14 protein-coding genes are annotated in these 15,846 nt (G+C 70.3%); 12 read left to right on the forward strand and 2 right to left on the reverse strand.

The features are described 5' to 3' along the window. A partial coding sequence (locus IEZ01_RS33875) for a HEAT repeat domain-containing protein (RefSeq protein ID WP_189205606.1) occupies positions 1–553 on the reverse strand: 553 nt, incomplete at its 3' end. 402 nt (positions 554–955) lie between these two features. Here IEZ01_RS33875 and IEZ01_RS33880 point away from each other — a divergent pair. The 9 genes from IEZ01_RS33880 (at position 956) to pssA (ending at position 11,870) form a co-directional block, all read left to right on the forward strand. Beyond that, on the forward strand, positions 956–2,737 hold the full coding sequence (locus IEZ01_RS33880; RefSeq protein WP_019890467.1) for a 3-hydroxyacyl-CoA dehydrogenase family protein: 1,782 nt from the start codon (positions 956–958) through the stop codon (positions 2,735–2,737). A 91-nt stretch (positions 2,738–2,828) separates the two neighbouring features. Further along, entirely contained in the window at positions 2,829–3,650 is an 822-nt protein-coding gene (locus IEZ01_RS33885) for a TetR family transcriptional regulator (RefSeq protein ID WP_019890466.1), read from the forward strand. A 396-nt stretch (positions 3,651–4,046) separates the two neighbouring features. Beyond that, positions 4,047–5,384 (forward strand): crotonyl-CoA carboxylase/reductase, encoded by a 1,338-nt coding sequence (ccrA, locus tag IEZ01_RS33890; RefSeq protein WP_019890465.1) that lies wholly within the window; start codon positions 4,047–4,049, stop codon positions 5,382–5,384. A gap of 17 nt (positions 5,385–5,401) precedes the next feature. Further along, positions 5,402–7,414 carry an ethylmalonyl-CoA mutase gene (locus IEZ01_RS33895; protein ID WP_028798145.1) on the forward strand — a complete coding sequence of 671 codons (2,013 nt, stop codon included), beginning with the start codon at positions 5,402–5,404 and terminating at the stop codon, positions 7,412–7,414. Continuing rightward, positions 7,411–8,430: an HpcH/HpaI aldolase/citrate lyase family protein gene (locus IEZ01_RS33900; RefSeq protein ID WP_019890463.1), complete on the forward strand. Its 1,020-nt coding sequence runs from the start codon at positions 7,411–7,413 to the stop codon at positions 8,428–8,430. The genes IEZ01_RS33895 and IEZ01_RS33900 overlap by 4 nt, the downstream gene beginning before the upstream one ends. Positions 8,431–8,435: 5 nt before the next feature. Then, on the forward strand, positions 8,436–8,960 hold the full coding sequence (locus IEZ01_RS33905; RefSeq protein WP_019890462.1) for a MaoC family dehydratase: 525 nt from the start codon (positions 8,436–8,438) through the stop codon (positions 8,958–8,960). Positions 8,961–8,962: 2 nt separating this feature from the next. Next, complete coding sequence (locus IEZ01_RS33910; RefSeq protein ID WP_019890461.1) at positions 8,963–10,168, forward strand: acyl-CoA dehydrogenase family protein; 1,206 nt, start codon at positions 8,963–8,965, stop codon at positions 10,166–10,168. A gap of 180 nt (positions 10,169–10,348) precedes the next feature. Next, a complete protein-coding gene (locus IEZ01_RS33915; RefSeq protein ID WP_028798144.1) occupies positions 10,349–11,005 on the forward strand; it encodes a phosphatidylserine decarboxylase in 657 nt (218 codons plus the stop codon). Next, complete coding sequence (gene pssA / locus IEZ01_RS33920; RefSeq protein ID WP_189205608.1) at positions 10,998–11,870, forward strand: CDP-diacylglycerol--serine O-phosphatidyltransferase; 873 nt, start codon at positions 10,998–11,000, stop codon at positions 11,868–11,870. The genes IEZ01_RS33915 and pssA overlap by 8 nt, the downstream gene beginning before the upstream one ends. Before the next feature lie 67 nt (positions 11,871–11,937). Here the strand turns inward: pssA and IEZ01_RS33925 are convergent, their stop codons facing one another. Continuing rightward, the gene (locus tag IEZ01_RS33925) at positions 11,938–13,092 is read right to left on the reverse strand and encodes a glycerate kinase (protein ID WP_028798143.1); all 1,155 of its coding nucleotides are present in this window, start codon (positions 13,090–13,092) and stop codon (positions 11,938–11,940) included. A 190-nt stretch (positions 13,093–13,282) separates the two neighbouring features. On the opposite strand from IEZ01_RS33925, the gene IEZ01_RS33930 reads away from it, so the two are divergent. The 3 genes from IEZ01_RS33930 to IEZ01_RS33940 all read left to right on the forward strand — a co-directional run bounded on the left by IEZ01_RS33930 (position 13,283) and on the right by IEZ01_RS33940 (position 15,773). Then, positions 13,283–14,473: an ADP-ribosylglycohydrolase family protein gene (locus tag IEZ01_RS33930; protein ID WP_229833352.1), complete on the forward strand. Its 1,191-nt coding sequence runs from the start codon at positions 13,283–13,285 to the stop codon at positions 14,471–14,473. Positions 14,474–14,482: 9 nt separating this feature from the next. Next, positions 14,483–14,974: an NUDIX domain-containing protein gene (locus IEZ01_RS33935; protein WP_019890456.1), complete on the forward strand. Its 492-nt coding sequence runs from the start codon at positions 14,483–14,485 to the stop codon at positions 14,972–14,974. Positions 14,975–15,053: 79 nt separating this feature from the next. Further along, entirely contained in the window at positions 15,054–15,773 is a 720-nt protein-coding gene (locus IEZ01_RS33940) for an SIR2 family NAD-dependent protein deacylase (RefSeq protein ID WP_019890455.1), read from the forward strand. The last annotated feature ends 73 nt before the right edge of the window (positions 15,774–15,846 follow it).

The raw sequence follows: 15,846 nt of genomic DNA on the forward strand, positions 1-15,846 counted from the left end.
ACGCCCCTTCCGCCGCCCGCCCCAGGCGGGGGTGGGCCACGGCCTCGATCAGCAGCGGGCGGGCCCGACGGTCGCCCAGGGTGCCGAGCCCTTCCACACAGGCCAGACCGAGGCGCCAGTACGGATCCTCGGGGGCCAGGCGGCGCTCCAGGACGGTCAGCAGCGCCGGCAGCGACTCCGGGGCGCGCAGTGCGGCGAGCAGCCGGACCGGCACCAGCGCGTAGGCGACGCGCAGTTCGTTGGTGGCGAGGGCGGCGGCGGCCCGGGCCGTGCGGGGGTCGCCGAGCCGGGTCAGGGCGTGGGCGGCGGAGACGCAGCGCTCGGGGTCGCGATGGTTGAGGAGCAGCACGAGCGCCTCGAAGGCGCGCCGGTCCCCGGCGACCCCGAGCCGGAACGCGGCGAGCTCGCGCGCCCACAGGGGCTGGCGCGGGGCGGTGAGGACCTGGGCCAGCCGGTCCTGGTCCCCGGTGGCGACCAGCTGCTCGTACGCCGCCGGGTCGTCGGCGGCCTCGCCCCGCAGCCGGTCGGTGAGTGACCTGAACTCCTCGTCCATGACGGTCAGCGTATCGACGCATCCGGGTGAATACGTCCGGCGATCCAGATCACATCAGGCCACCTCGCCCGAGGGCTGGCGCGCTCGTTACTCGCCGGTTAATCTCAAGTGAGCGGGACACACCCCGCGAAACTCCGGGCGGCCTGGTGACGCAGCCGCGCGGGGAGCTTGTCGGTTTGGCATGTGTACGGCGTGACTCCGGGACAGGGTCCGTCGGTTCCTCGCAGGACGGCCCGCGCTCGGCGCGCGTCCTGTTCACCGCGATCCGCACCTCTCCGCGATGCGCCGCACCCCTTGTGATGCGCATCGGCGCGATCTCCACCTTCCGTGCCCGGCCCGCCCTTCGGGCGGCCGGTCCGCGCGCTCCTCGCCTTCAGTCGTCACTCACCCTGGAGTCCCGTGATGGACACCCCTCTCTCCACCATCGCCGTCGTCGGTCTTGGCACGATGGGCACCGGTATCGCCGATGTCCTGGCCCGGGCCGGCCGTGAGGTCATCGGCATCGACATCAGCGACGCCGCCGCCCGCCGGGCCGTCGCCGCCCTGGAGGCCTCCACCGCCCGCGCCGTCGCCCGTGAGCGGATCACCGAGGAGGAGCGCAGCGACGTGCTCGCCCGGTTCCGTACCTTCTCCGACCTGCACGCCGCCGCCGACGCCGATCTCGTCATCGAGGTCGTGCCGGAGTCGTACGAGATCAAGCAGCAGGTGTTCGCCGCGCTGGACGCGATCGTCCGCCCCGACGCCATCCTCGCCACCGGCACCAACGCCCTGTCGGTGACCCGGCTGGCCGCCGAGTCGGCCCGCCCCGAGCGGGTCGTCGGACTGCACTTCTTCAACCCGGCCCCGGCGATGAAGCTGGTCGAGGTGGTCTCCTCGGTGCTGACCGCGCCGCCGGCCGTCGAGGCGGTCACCCGGCTCGCGCAGGAGCTCGGCAAGGAGCCCGTCGCGGTCGGCGACCGGCCCGGCTTCGTCGCCGACGGCCTGCTGTTCGGCTACCTCAACCAGGCCGCCGCGATGTACGAGGCGAAGTACGCCTCCCGTGAGGACATCGACGCAGCCATGAAGCTGGGCTGCGGTCTGCCGATGGGGCCGCTGGCCCTGCTCGACCTGGTCGGCATCGACACCGCGCGTACCGTCCTGGAGGCGATGTACGCCGAGTCCGGCGACCGGCTGCACGCCCCGGCGCCCATCCTCAAGCACCTCAGCGAGGCGGGTCTGACCGGCCGCAAGGCGGGCCGCGGCTTCTACACGTACGAGGCGCCGGGCTCCGCGGCCGTCGTCCGTGACGCGCTGACCCCGCTGGAGTCCGCGGCCGCGGGCGCCGGGCGCGAGATCCGCTCGGTGGGCGTGGCCGGATCCGGGACGATGGCCTCCGGGATCGCCGAGGTCTTCGCCAAGGCGGGCTACGACGTCGTCCTCGCGGCCCGTTCGCAGGAGAAGGCCGACACCGCCAAGGCGCGGATCGCCAAGTCCCTGGCCCGCTCGGTCGAGAAGGGCCGGATGACCGCCGAGGTCCGGGACGAGACCCTGGCCCGGATCACCCCGGCCGGTTCGCTGGACGCGTTCGCCGAGGTCGACCTGGCCGTGGAGGCCGTCGCCGAGGACCTGGAGATCAAGCAGCAGCTGTTCGCCACCCTCGACAAGGTCTGCAAGCCCGGCGCGGTGCTCGCCACCACGACCTCCTCGCTGCCGGTGGTCGCCTGCGCCCGGGCCACCTCGCGCCCGCAGGACGTCATCGGGATGCACTTCTTCAACCCGGCCCCTGCGATGAAGCTGGTCGAGATCGTCCGTACGGTCCTGACCGCGGACGACGTCCACGCCACGGTCCGCGAGGTCACCACGAAGATCAGGAAGCACCCGGTGGACTGCGGCGACCGGGCCGGCTTCATCGTGAACGCGCTGCTGTTCCCGTACCTCAACAACGCGATCAAGATGGTCCAGGAGCACTACGCCTCGCTGGACGAGATCGACGCGGCGATGAAGCTGGGCGGCGGCTACCCGATGGGGCCCTTCGAGCTCCTCGACGTGGTCGGGCTTGACGTGTCGCTCGCCATCGAGCAGGTGCTGCACCGCGAGTTCCGCGACCCGGGCCTGGCGCCCGCGCCGCTGCTCGAGCACCTGGTGGCCGCGGGCTGCCTGGGCCGCAAGACGGGGCGCGGCTTCCGCGAATATGCCCGCCGCTGATCCCGGGGCGGGATGGGGCGGGCTGCTCGGTCCTTCGGGCGGCCCGGCCCCGCAGGCGCGCTCTCCTGCACGAATGCAGTACGTTCAGGACATGTCCCAGCCCGCCAAGACACCCCGTGCCACGTCCGCGTCCGACGCCCCGGAATCCGCCGCGAGCACCCGTGCCGCCGCCCAGCGGCTCAAAATGCGCCGCGAACTGGCGGCGGCGGCCATGGAACTGTTCGCGACGAAGGGCTACGAGGCGACGACGGTCGACGAGATCGCCGCCGCAGCAGGCGTCGCCCGCCGGACGTTCTTCCGGCACTTCCGCTCGAAGGAAGAGGCGATCTTCCCGGACCACGACGACACGCTGGTGCGGGCGGAGGCGGTGCTCAACGCCGCGCCGGCGCACGAGCATCCGCTGGACACGGTCTGCCGGGGCATCAAGGAAGTCATGAAGATGTACGCGGCCTCGCCGGCGGTGTCGGTCGAGCGCTACCGGCTGACCCGTGAGGTGCCGACCCTGCGGGAGCGGGAGATCGCCTCGGTGGCCCGCTACGAGCGGCTGTTCACGCGGTATCTCCTGGGCCACTTCGACGAGCGGGACCACCACGACGGCAACGACGACCCGCTGCTCGCGGAGGTGGCCGCGTCCGCGGTGGTCACCGCCCACAACCACGTGCTGCGCCGCTGGCTGCGGGCGGGCGGCCAGGGCGACGTGGAGGCCCAGCTGGACCACGCCTTCGCGATCGTGCGGGACACCTTCGGTACGGGGATAGGCGCCGGGCGGCCGAGCGCGGCGCCGGCCACGGCCGCCGTGGACGGGGCTGCGACGGCCTCCGCGGAGGGCGAGGTTTTGGTGGCGGTGGCCCGTACGGACGCGCCGCTGGACGAGGTCATGCGGACGATCCGGCAGGCGCTCAAGAGCGGCTGATCCGCTCCGCGACAGCACGGCGAAGGCCGCCCGGTTCGGGCGGCCTTCGCCGTTTTTGTGCGCCTCCTTTTGGGCCACTCCGATCGATCATCGCTCATCTGTGACCAGCAGATTGCATCTGAGTGAAATTGTTGGCACCCAGTGCCTTGCCAGGTGACACGGCGTGCCATACGTTGAGGGTGTCCGGGCGGTCGGCGCGCAGAGTTCACCTCGTGCGCCGGCTGTCCCCACAAGCCCCCGGCTTGTGCGCCCGGGCGCCTGCGTCACAGGCAACTTCCGCGCACCACCCCGCGCTGCCAGCTCCACCCCAGCCGAACCGACGGCACACCTCCACAGCACATCCCGATGTTCCCCCTCGGCGTCCCCTCCCGGGACGCGATTCACCGGAGGCACCCCGTGAAGGAAATCCTGGACGCGATTCAGTCGCCGGACTCCACGTCCGCGGACTTCGCCGCTCTGCCCCTGCCCGAGTCCTACCGCGCGGTGACCGTGCACAAGGACGAGACCGAGATGTTCGCCGGTCTCACCACCCGCGAGAAGGACCCGCGCAAGTCGATCCACCTCGACGAGGTCCCGGTCCCGGAGCTCGGCCCGGGCGAGGCCCTGGTCGCCGTGATGGCCAGCTCCGTGAACTACAACTCGGTCTGGACCTCGATCTTCGAGCCGGTGTCGACCTTCGGCTTCCTGGAGCGCTACGGACGCCTCTCCGAGCTCACCAAGCGCCACGACCTGCCGTACCACATCATCGGCTCCGACCTCGCGGGCGTCGTGCTGCGCACCGGCCCGGGCGTCAACTCCTGGAAGCCGGGCGACGAGGTCGTCGCGCACTGCCTGTCCGTCGAGCTGGAGTCCTCGGACGGCCACAACGACACGATGCTCGACCCCGAGCAGCGCATCTGGGGCTTCGAGACCAACTTCGGCGGCCTCGCGCAGATCGCCCTGGTCAAGTCCAACCAGCTGATGCCCAAGCCGGACCACCTCAGCTGGGAGGAGGCGGCGGCGCCCGGCCTGGTCAACTCCACCGCCTACCGCCAGCTGGTCTCCCGCAACGGCGCCGCCATGAAGCAGGGCGACAACGTCCTGATCTGGGGCGCGAGCGGCGGCCTCGGTTCGTACGCCACCCAGTTCGCGCTGGCCGGCGGCGCCAACCCGATCTGTGTCGTCTCCTCCCCCGAGAAGGCCGAGATCTGCCGGTCCATGGGCGCCGAGGCGGTCATCGACCGCAACGCCGAGGGCTACAAGTTCTGGAAGGACGAGCAGACCCAGGACCCCAAGGAGTGGAAGCGCTTCGGCAAGCGCATCCGCGAGCTCACCGGCGGCGAGGACATCGACATCGTCTTCGAGCACCCCGGGCGCGAGACCTTCGGCGCCAGCGTCTACGTCACCCGCAAGGGCGGCACCATCACCACCTGTGCCTCGACCTCGGGCTACATGCACCAGTACGACAACCGCTACCTGTGGATGTCCCTCAAGCGCATCATCGGCTCGCACTTCGCCAACTACCGCGAGGCCTGGGAGGCCAACCGGCTGATCGCCAAGGGCAAGATCCACCCGACGCTCTCCAAGGTCTACTCCCTGGAGGACACCGGACAGGCCGCCTACGACGTCCACCGCAACCTCCACCAGGGCAAGGTCGGCGTGCTCTGCCTCTCCCCCGAGGAGGGCCTGGGCGTGCGCGACCAGGAGATGCGCGACAAGCACATCGACGCCATCAACCGCTTCCGGAACATCTGAGAGGCGAGACACCCGTCATGACAGAGCGTCAGAAGGACCGGCCGTGGCTCATGCGGACCTACGCCGGTCACTCGACCGCCGAGGCGTCCAACGAGCTGTACCGGCGCAACCTCGCCAAGGGCCAGACAGGTCTGTCGGTCGCGTTCGACCTGCCGACACAGACCGGCTACGACCCCGACCACATCCTCGCCCGCGGCGAGGTCGGCCGGGTCGGGGTGCCGGTCTCGCACCTCGGTGACATGCGCCGGCTGTTCCAGGACATCCCCCTGGAGCAGATGAACACCTCGATGACCATCAACGCCACGGCGATGTGGCTGCTGGCGCTCTACCAGGTGGTGGCCGAGGAGCAGGGCGCGGACATCTCCAGGCTCCAGGGCACCACCCAGAACGACATCGTGAAGGAGTACCTGTCGCGCGGGACGCACGTCTTCCCGCCCGGCCCGTCGCTGCGGCTGACGACGGACATGATCACCTACACGGTGAACCACATCCCGAAGTGGAACCCGATCAACATCTGCAGCTACCACCTGCAGGAGGCGGGGGCCACTCCGGTCCAGGAGATCTCGTACGCGATGTCCACCGCCATCGCGGTGCTGGACGCGGTCTTCGCCTCCGGCCAGGTCCCCGAAGACCGCAAGGGTGAGGTCGTGGCGCGCATCTCCTTCTTCGTGAACGCGGGCGTCCGCTTCATCGAGGAGATGTGCAAGATGCGCGCCTTCGGCCGTATCTGGGACAAGGTCACCCGGGAGCGGTACGGGATCGAGGACGCCAAGCAGCGCCGGTTCCGCTACGGCGTCCAGGTCAACTCGCTCGGTCTGACCGAGGCCCAGCCGGAGAACAACGTCCAGCGGATCGTGCTGGAGATGCTGGCCGTGACGCTCTCCAAGGACGCACGCGCGCGTGCCGTGCAGCTGCCGGCCTGGAACGAGGCGCTGGGGCTGCCGCGGCCGTGGGACCAGCAGTGGTCGCTGCGCATCCAGCAGGTCCTGGCGCACGAGTCGGACCTGCTGGAGTACGACGACATCTTCGCCGGCTCGCACGTCATCGAGGCGAAGGTGGAGGCGCTGGTCACCGAGTGCCTGGCGGAGATCGACCGGATCCAGGAGATGGGCGGCGCGATGGCCGCCGTCGAGTCGGGATATCTCAAGTCCCAGCTGGTCTCCTCGCACGCCGAGCGGCGCGCCCGGATCGAGGCCGGCGACGAGAAGATCGTCGGCGTGAACATCTTCGAGACGACCGAGGAGAACCCGCTCACCGCGGACCTCGACACGGCGATCATGACCGTCGACCCGGCGAACGAGGCGCGGGTGGTCGCGAAGCTCCACGAGTGGCGGGACAACCGGGACGAGCCGCGCGCCCAGGAGGCCCTCGCGGCGCTGAAGGCGACGGCGGCCGGGGACGGCAACCTCTTCGAGGCGACGCTGGAGTGCGCCCGTGCGGGGGTCACCACCGGCGAGTGGTCCTGGGCGCTGCGGGACGTCTTCGGCGAGTTCCGGGCCCCCACGGGCGTCTCGTCGGCCCCGGTCGCTGTGACGGCCGAGCAGGGCACGCCGCTGGCCCTGGTCCGCGAGAAGGTGACCCGTACGGCCGACGAGCTCGGCTCGGGGCGGCTTCGGCTCCTGGTGGGCAAGCCGGGCCTGGACGGGCACTCCAACGGCGCCGAGCAGATCGCCGTACGCGCGCGTGACGCCGGCTTCGAGGTCGTCTACCAGGGCATACGGCTCACCCCCGAGCAGATCGTGAACGCCGCGCTCGCGGAGGACGTGCACTGCGTGGGCCTGTCCATCCTGTCCGGCTCGCACGCGGAGCTGGTGCCGGACGTGCTGAACCGGCTGCGCGAGGCGGGCGCCTCGGACATTCCGGTCATCGTCGGCGGGATCATTCCGAACGCCGACGCCGCAGATCTGAAGCGAGCGGGTGTGGCCGCCGTCTTCACCCCGAAGGACTTCGGGATCACGGAGATCATCGGCCGTATCGTCGACGAGATCCGGAAAGCGAACAAGCTCGACCCTCTGGAGGTCCCCGCATGACGCCCGACCCGTCTCCCACCACCGCCCTGCCTGACGGTCGCTTCGCGCCCGGCGCCTCGGATTCAAACCGGCTTCGGCCGCGCCGCTCCTGCCTCGCCGTCCCCGGCTCCAACCCGCGCTTCCTGGAGAAGGCCCAGGGCCTCGCCGCCGATCAGGTCTTCCTGGACCTGGAGGACGCCTGCGCGCCGCTGGCCAAGCCCGAGGCCCGCCACACCATCGTGAAGTTCCTCAACGAGGGCGACTGGACCGGTAAGACCCGCGTCGTCCGGGTCAACGACTGGACGACCCACTGGACGTACCGTGACGTCGTCACCGTCGTCGAGGGCGCCGGCCAGAACCTCGACTGCATCATGCTGCCGAAGGTCCAGGACGCCCAGCAGATCGTCGCGCTCGACCTGCTGCTCACCCAGATCGAGAAGACGATGGGCTTCGAGGTGGGCAAGATCGGCATCGAGGCGCAGATCGAGAACGCCCAGGGCCTCAACAACGTCAACGCGATCGCGCAGGCCTCCCCGCGCGTCGAGACGATCATCTTCGGCCCGGCCGACTTCATGGCCTCCATCAACATGAAGTCGCTGGTCGTCGGCGAGCAGCCGCCCGGCTACCCGGCGGACGCCTACCACTACATCCTGATGAAGATCCTTATGGCCGCCCGCGCCAACAACCTCCAGGCGATCGACGGCCCCTACCTGCAGATCAAGAACGTCGAGGGCTACAAGGCGGTCGCTCAGCGCGCCGCGGCCCTGGGCTTCGACGGCAAGTGGGTGCTGCACCCCGGCCAGGTCGACGCCGCCAACGAGATCTTCTCGCCGTCGCAGGAGGACTTCGACCACGCCGAGCTGATCCTGGACGCGTACGACTACTACACCTCCGAGGCGGGCGGGAAGAAGGGCTCGGCGATGCTCGGCGACGAGATGATCGACGAGGCCAGCCGCAAGATGGCCCTGGTCATCTCCGGCAAGGGACGCGCCGCCGGTATGCAGCGCACGTCGAAGTTCGAGATCCCGGAGGCGTAAGACCCATGCAGTTCGGCCGCACCTACGAAGAGTTCGAAGTCGGCGCCGTCTACAAGCACTGGCCCGGAAAGACGGTCACCGAGTACGACGACCACCTCTTCTGTCTGCTGACGATGAACCACCACCCGCTCCACATGGACGTCAACTATGCGGAGAACACGACGGACTTCGGCAAGAACGTCGTGGTGGGCAACTACATCTACTCGCTGCTGCTCGGCATGTCCGTGCCGGACGTCTCGGGCAAGGCGATCGCCAACCTGGAGATCGAGTCGCTGCGGCACGTGGCGCCGACCTTCCACGGCGACACCATCTACGGCGAGACCACGGTCCTCGACAAGACCCCCTCGAAGTCGAAGAACGACCGCGGCATCGTCTACGTCGAGACCAAGGGCTACAAGCAGGACGGCACGCTGGTCTGCGTCTTCCGCCGCAAGGTGATGGTGCCCACCGAGACGTACATCAAGGAGCGCGGCGGCGAGCAGCCCGGCCGCCCGGAGCTGATCGAGCCTTCGAAGAAGTCGGAGAAGTAGTCATGGCGCGACTCGCCCAGACCCATGGTCTGACCGATGTGCAGCAGGAGATCCTCGCCACCGTCCGGGACTTCGTCGACAAGGAGATCATCCCGGTCGCCACGGAGCTGGAGCACCGCGACGAGTACCCGCAGCAGATCGTCGACGGGCTCAAGGAGCTCGGTGTGTTCGGTCTGATGATCCCCGAGGAGTACGGGGGTCTGGGTGAGTCGCTGCTCACCTACGCGCTCTGCGTGGAGGAGATCGCCCGCGGCTGGATGTCCGTCTCCGGCATCATCAACACCCACTTCATCGTGGCGTACATGCTCAAGCAGCACGGCACGCAGGAGCAGAAGGACTACTTCCTGCCGCGGATGGCGGCCGGCGAGACGCGTGGCGCGTTCTCGATGTCGGAGCCCGCTCTCGGTTCCGATGTGTCGGCGATCACGTCGAAGGCGGTGAAGGACGGCGACGAGTACGTCCTGAACGGCCAGAAGATGTGGCTGACCAACGGCGGAACGTCAACGCTGGTGGCCGTTCTCGTCCGAAGTGACGAAGGACACCCCGAGGGGACCGCCCCCCACAAGTCGATGACGACCTTCCTCGTCGAGAAGGAGCCGGGCTTCGGAGAGGTCCGTCCGGGTCTCACCATCCCGGGGAAGATCGACAAGATGGGTTACAAGGGTGTCGACACCACCGAGCTCATCATGGACGGACTGCGCATTCCGGCCAATCGAGTCCTCGGCGGAACCACCGGCCGAGGGTTTTACCAAATGATGGACGGCGTGGAGGTCGGCCGCGTCAATGTCGCGGCCCGTGGCTGCGGCGTCGCACAGCGTGCGTTCGAGCTGGGTGTCTCGTATGCCCAGCAGCGTCACACTTTCGGCAAGCCGATCGCCCAGCACCAGGCCATTCAGTTCAAGCTCGCCGAGATGGCTACCAAGGTCGAGGCCGCTCATGCCATGATGGTGAACGCAGCACGCAAAAAGGACTCCGGGGAACGAAACGACCTCGAAGCAGGGATGGCGAAGTACCTCGCCTCCGAATACTGCAAGGAAGTCGTGGAGGACGCGTTCCGTATTCATGGCGGATACGGCTTCTCGAAGGAGTACGAGATCGAGCGCCTCTACCGCGAGGCTCCGATGCTGCTCATCGGTGAAGGTACCGCCGAGATCCAGAAAATGATCATCGGTCGCCGGCTGCTCGAGGAGTACCGCTTCCAGGGTTGATTGTCGCTTTTGAGTCGGTTCGGCCGCGAAGAAGATCACACCCTGACAGCATTTGCCGAGGGTTTCCGGCCGACCGACTCGGCTTCTGGCTTGCCCAGTTGCGGCTCGCAACCGATAGCATCGCCGGAAAGCCGCCGTCCCCCGTTGCCAGTGCGGCATCATCCGCTACGAAGGTCATCCATGCCCCACAGCCAAACCTCTGCACCTCGCGACAGCCTCCTCGGCGTACGCATCGCACGCGGAGCATCGCCGTGGCTTCTGCCGACCGTCGCCACCGCGGCGCTGAGCCTCGCGCGTTCGCGCAGGTCGCGGCGTGCCGCGGCCATCGCCGTGCCCACCACCGCGCTGGCGGCGGGCATGCTGTGGTTCTTCCGCGACCCCGAGCGTGAGATCGCTCAGGGCCGGGTCATCTCGCCCGCCGACGGTGTGGTGCAGAGCATCATGCCGTGGAAGGACGGACGCACCCGGGTCGCCATCTTCATGAGCCCGCTCAACGTCCACGTCAACCGTGCGCCGCTGGCCGGCACGGTGACCTCCGTGGAGCACATCCCGGGCGGGTTCGTCCCGGCGTTCAACAAGGAGAGCGAGAACAACGAGCGCGTTGTCTGGCACTTCGACACCGAGCTCGGCGACATCGAGATGGTGCAGATCGCGGGAGCGGTCGCCCGGCGCATCGTGCCGTACATCCCCCAGGGGACCAAGGTCGAGCAGGGCGAGCGCATCGGTCTGATCCGCTTCGGGTCGCGTGTCGACATCTACCTTCCGGAAGGTGTCGACGTCGCTGTCGAGGTCGGTCAGACCACGACCGCAGGGGTGACTCGCATTGACCGTGATTGATCCTGAGGCCCAGACCGGCTGGGTCGCCGAGGCGGAAGCCGCGGAAGAGGCCGAGGAGATGCCGCTGTCGCTGAGGCTGTCCATAGCGGACGCCCTCACGCTCGGTAACGCCACGTGTGGCTTCATGGCGGTGTACTTCACCACCACCGGCATCCTCATCCCGCACCTCACGGGCAGCACCGAGACCGGCATGGCGCGCAACAGCGCCGCCACCGCCGTGGTCCTGATGCTGGCCGCGGCGATCTTCGACCTCTTCGACGGCATCGTGGCGCGCAAGCTGCGCTCGTCCCCGATGGGCGCCGAGCTCGACAACCTGTCGGACCTGATCAGCTTCGGTCTGGCCCCGGCCTACTTCGTCCTGGTGTACGGAATGGTCGCGGACCATCCCCTGCAGCAGAAGGTCTCCGCGGTGGCCGCGATCGTGGTCCTCCTCGCGGTGGTGCTGCGGCTCGCGAGATTCTCGTGCGTGACCATGAAGGACGGCATGTTCCAGGGCATGCCGAGCCCCTTCGGCGCGCTGACCGTGGTCTCGATCGTCCTCCTCGAGCTGCCGTTCGTCCCGACGCTGCTGGCGATCATCGGGGTGGCCTGGCTGATGGTGAGCCGGGTCGAGTACCCCAAGCCGCGGGGCATCCTCGCGGTGGCGATGCTCAGCTGGATCGTGGGCGCGATGGGCATGCTGGCGGCGTGGGCGTTCGACGCGCCCGGCGGCCAGATGCTGCTCCAGGCCGGCTGCGCGCTCCAGGTGGTCCTGGGCGCGGTGATCCCGCTCTTCGCGACGGCCCGCCGGGTGAACACCTTCCGGGGCAACCGCCGTGAGAGCCGCGAGGCACGGGCGGAGGCCCGGGCGGCGCAGCTGCCGTAACGCCGGCGCAGACAGGAGAAGGGCCCGGGTGCGACGCACCCGGGCCCTTCTCGCGTACCGCTGTGCCCTATGCCAGGAAGTCCCGGGCGATGTTCGCGGCCACCTCTTCGAGGAGCGGGCCGGCGCCCGGGATGGACTTCGCCGGGTCCGGCTCCAGGTCGCTGAGCGGGTAGGCGCGGCGGATGCCGGCCGTTTCGAGGGCCTGCTGCGGCAGGGCGAGGCGGCCGCAGACGGCGACCACGTCGATGCCGGCCTCGCGGGCCGCCGCGGCGACCCCGGCCGGGGCCTTGCCGTGCAGGGTCTGCTCGTCGAGGGAACCCTCGCCGGTGATGACCAGGGTGGCCCGCGCCAGGGCGGGGGCGAAGCCCAGCACCTCCAGCATCAGCTCGATGCCCGGGCGGAAGCTCGCGTCGAGGCCGACCAGCGCGCCGTACCCGATGCCGCCCGCGCCGCCCGCTCCGGGCGCGACCGCGCACTCGGCGGCCTTGGGCCCGATGGCCTTCTCCAGGACGGTCACGAAGTGGCTCAGCGCGGCGTCCAGGGTGGCCACGTCGTCGGGCGAGGCGCCCTTCTGCGGGCCGTAGACCGCCGGGGCGCCCTTGGGGCCGGTGAGCGGGTTGTCGACGTCGCTGGCGAGCGTCAGGTCGACGTCCCGGAAGCGGGGGTCGAGGCCGGAGAGGTCGGCGGTGGCGAGATCGGCCAGGGCCGCACCGCCGGGGCCGACCGGCTCGCCGGAGGCGTCCAAGAAGCGGCCGCCGAGGGCAGCGAGCATGCCGGCCCCGCCGTCCGTGGTGGCGCTGCCGCCGACGCCGAAGACGATGGTGCGCGCACCGGCGTCCAGGGCGGCCCTCAGCAGCTCTCCGGAGCCGTACGTCGTCGACGTGAGCGGCGCGAAGACGCCGGGGGGCAGCAGCTGGAGGCCGGAGGCCTCGGCCATCTCGACGACGGCCGTCTGCCCACGCAGTGCGTACGCGGCCGTGACCGGCTCGCCGAGCGGTCCGGTGACCCGTACCTCACGGCGTTCGAAACCCGCCGCGACCGCGGCCGCGACCGTGCCGTCGCCGCCGTCCGCGACGGGCAGGGTCTCCACTTCGAGCTCCGGGACGACCCGTCGCAGACCTGCTGTGACCCGCTCCGCGACCTGTACGGCCGTGAGCGAACCCTTGAACTTGTCGGCCGCGACGAGCACGCGTGCGACCTCAGTTACTGCTCCGTCCGTCACCTTGCATCCCTTGCTTTCGAACAGGCAGTCGCGCCGAGCTGACCCTATCCGCACCGTCAGACCACGTGCCACCCCCTCATAGGACGATATTCCGCACCATAGGGGGGCGATCGGGCGGCGAAACGATCGATCAAACCTGGTCCCGGGCCACCGCCGCGCGCTCCGGCCGTTCATTCGGTACACCGGAGATATGGGCCCTCACAGGACGGAGCATCTCGTACGGACCCCGACGGCGGACGGCCGGGATCCGGCGGACTGGGTGCCCGAGGAGCGGGAGCCGGACGAGCGCGGGCCGGACGAGGCGCCCGGGCGGCGGGCGGGCCGGGGCGCCGGGCCGGGGCTCGCCGACCGGATCCTGGGCGGCTGGACCGGGCGGATCGCCGGGAACATGCTCGGCAAGCCCGTGGAGCGCGGGGAGCACTGGACACCGGAGCGGATCGACCGCTATCTGCGGCTGACCGAGGCGCTGCCGCTCACCGACTACCTGCCCCCTCCCCCGGTCGAGGCGACCGGCTTCGAGCTGCGGCCGGAGTGGCCGCAGTGTGTGCGGGGGCGGATCCACGGCAGCTGCCGGGACGACGACATCGACTACTCGATCCTCGGGCTGCATCTGCTGGAGACCCGCGGATTCCAGTTCACCACCGAGCAGGTCGGTGAGCTGTGGCTGCTGCGGCTGCCGTATCTGCAGACGTTCACTGCCGAGCGGGCCGCCTACCGCAATCTGGCGAACGGGCTGGCCCCGCCGCTCACCGCCACCTACGACAATCCGTACCAGGAGTGGATCGGCGCGCTGATCCGCGCCGACATCTTCGGCTGGACCTCGCCCGGCGATCCGCGCCGGGCCGCCGCGCTCGCCCGCCGGGACGCGGCGCTCTCGCACACGGGCAACGGCGTGTACGGGGCGATGTGGGCGGCGGCCCTGATCGCGGCCGCGTTCACCGCGGCGGGGCCCCGGGAGGCGGTCGAGGGGGCGCTGGAGCGGATCCCGGCGAGCAGCAGGCTGGCCCGTACGGTCCGGCACACGGTCGCGCTGCACGAGGCCGGTGTCGCGTGGGAGGACGCGCTCGCCGAGCTGGCGGCTCAGACCGGGAGCCTCGGCTGGATCCACACGGTGCCCAACGCGGCGGTGATCACCGCCGGGCTGCTGTACGGCGACGGCGACTTCACCCGGACCATCACGCTGACCGTCCGGGGCGGTCTGGACACCGACTCCAACGGGGCGACGGCCGGCTCGGTGGCCGGGGTGATGTGCGGCGCGTCGGCGATCCCGCCGCAGTGGTCGGATCCGCTGGAGGACCGGGTGCGCAGCGCGGTGTTCGGCTTCGACGGGGTGCGGATCAGTGAACTGTCCTCGCGCACCCTGCGGTTGGCCTCCGGCTAGTCTGACCGCGTGACCACCACCGATTACGCTACGTACATCGCCAGTCTGCCCCGTGTGCTGGCCGGTGCCGCCGCGCTGTTCCGGGACGCCGAGGGGCGCGTCCTGCTGGTCGAGCCCAACTACCGCGAGGGCTGGGCGCTGCCGGGCGGCACGATCGAGTCCGACGAGGGCGAGACGCCGCGCCAGGCGGCCCGCCGGGAGACGGCGGAGGAGATCGGTCTTGACGTGGAGCTGGGCCGGCTCCTCGCGGTCGACTGGGTGCCGGGGCCGGGTCGGCCCCCGCTCACCGCCTATGTCTTCGACGGCGGGGTGCTGTCCGCGGAGCAGTTCGCGGCGATCCGGCTCCAGGCCGAGGAGCTGCTGTCCTGGAAGCTGGTCCCCCGCGACGAGCTTCTGGCGTACCTGCCCGAGCCGCTGGGCCGCCGCGTCGTCGCGGCCCTGGACGCGGTGACCGCGGGCACGGGCGCTGTGGAGCTGGAGAACGGCCTCCCGCCGCGCTGACCGGCGCCGCCCGCGCGGGCGTCCCGGTGCGCGGGTAATCCGTTAGCGGGGCGCCAGGGGCGGTGCCTACGCTCGCCGTATGACTCTCGTCGCGATCCTCAGCGGGGCCGGGATCTCCACCGACTCCGGCATTCCCGACTACCGCGGGCCGAACGGACTGTGGCGGCGCGAACCCGAGGCCGAGAAGCTCGTGACGTACGCGTACTACATGGCCGACCCCGAGGTCCGGCGCCGTGCCTGGGTGATGCGGCGGGACGCCACGACGCTGCGGGCCGAGCCGAACGCCGCGCACCGCGCGGTCGCCGCGCTGGACAAGGCGCCCGGGTTCGCGGTGCGGGTGATCACGCAGAACGTGGACGGGCTGCATCAGCTGGCCGGTCTGCCGGACCGCAAGGTCCTCGAACTCCACGGCACCGCACGGGCGGTGGTGTGCACCGGCTGTCACGCCCGGTCCTCCATGGAGGAGGCGCTGGAGCGGGTCCGGGCCGGCGAGGCGGATCCGCCGTGCCGGGCGTGCGGCGGGATCCTGAAGTCGGCGACGGTGATGTTCGGGCAGCGGCTCGATCCGGTGGTGCTCGGCGAGGCGATGGCGATCGCCAAGGCGGCCGAGGTGTTCATCGCGGTGGGGACCAGCCTTCAGGTGCAGCCGGCGGCCTCCCTCGCCGGGATCGCGGCCGAGGCCGGGGCGCGGCTGATCGTGGTGAACGCCGAGCCGACGCCGTACGACGGGCTCGCCGCCGAGATCGTCCGGGAGCCGATCGGGACGGCGCTCCCGGCGCTGCTCGACCGCCTCGGCTAGTAGTGCTTTGTTAGGCGGTGTCGTAGGACTGCCACGGGGTGGGTTGTCGGCAGGTGGGGCAGTGGCCGGTCCA

The sequence above is a fragment of the Streptomyces purpureus genome, from assembly GCF_014648195.1.
Classification (GTDB): Bacteria; Actinomycetota; Actinomycetes; order Streptomycetales; family Streptomycetaceae; genus Streptomyces; species Streptomyces purpureus.

What these genes read in the sequence shown, in the direction of transcription:
- IEZ01_RS33880 (WP_019890467.1), top strand. Translation starts at nt 956, where the DNA reads ATGGACACCCCTCTCTCCACCATCGCCGTCGTCGGTCTTGGCACGATG.
- IEZ01_RS33885 (WP_019890466.1), top strand. Translation starts at nt 2,829, where the DNA reads ATGTCCCAGCCCGCCAAGACACCCCGTGCCACGTCCGCGTCCGACGCC.
- IEZ01_RS33895 (WP_028798145.1), top strand. Translation starts at nt 5,402, where the DNA reads ATGACAGAGCGTCAGAAGGACCGGCCGTGGCTCATGCGGACCTACGCC.
- IEZ01_RS33900 (WP_019890463.1), top strand. Translation starts at nt 7,411, where the DNA reads ATGACGCCCGACCCGTCTCCCACCACCGCCCTGCCTGACGGTCGCTTC.
- IEZ01_RS33905 (WP_019890462.1), top strand. Translation starts at nt 8,436, where the DNA reads ATGCAGTTCGGCCGCACCTACGAAGAGTTCGAAGTCGGCGCCGTCTAC.
- IEZ01_RS33910 (WP_019890461.1), top strand. Translation starts at nt 8,963, where the DNA reads ATGGCGCGACTCGCCCAGACCCATGGTCTGACCGATGTGCAGCAGGAG.
- IEZ01_RS33915 (WP_028798144.1), top strand. Translation starts at nt 10,349, where the DNA reads ATGCCCCACAGCCAAACCTCTGCACCTCGCGACAGCCTCCTCGGCGTA.
- IEZ01_RS33930 (WP_229833352.1), top strand. Translation starts at nt 13,283, where the DNA reads ATGGGCCCTCACAGGACGGAGCATCTCGTACGGACCCCGACGGCGGAC.
- IEZ01_RS33940 (WP_019890455.1), top strand. Translation starts at nt 15,054, where the DNA reads ATGACTCTCGTCGCGATCCTCAGCGGGGCCGGGATCTCCACCGACTCC.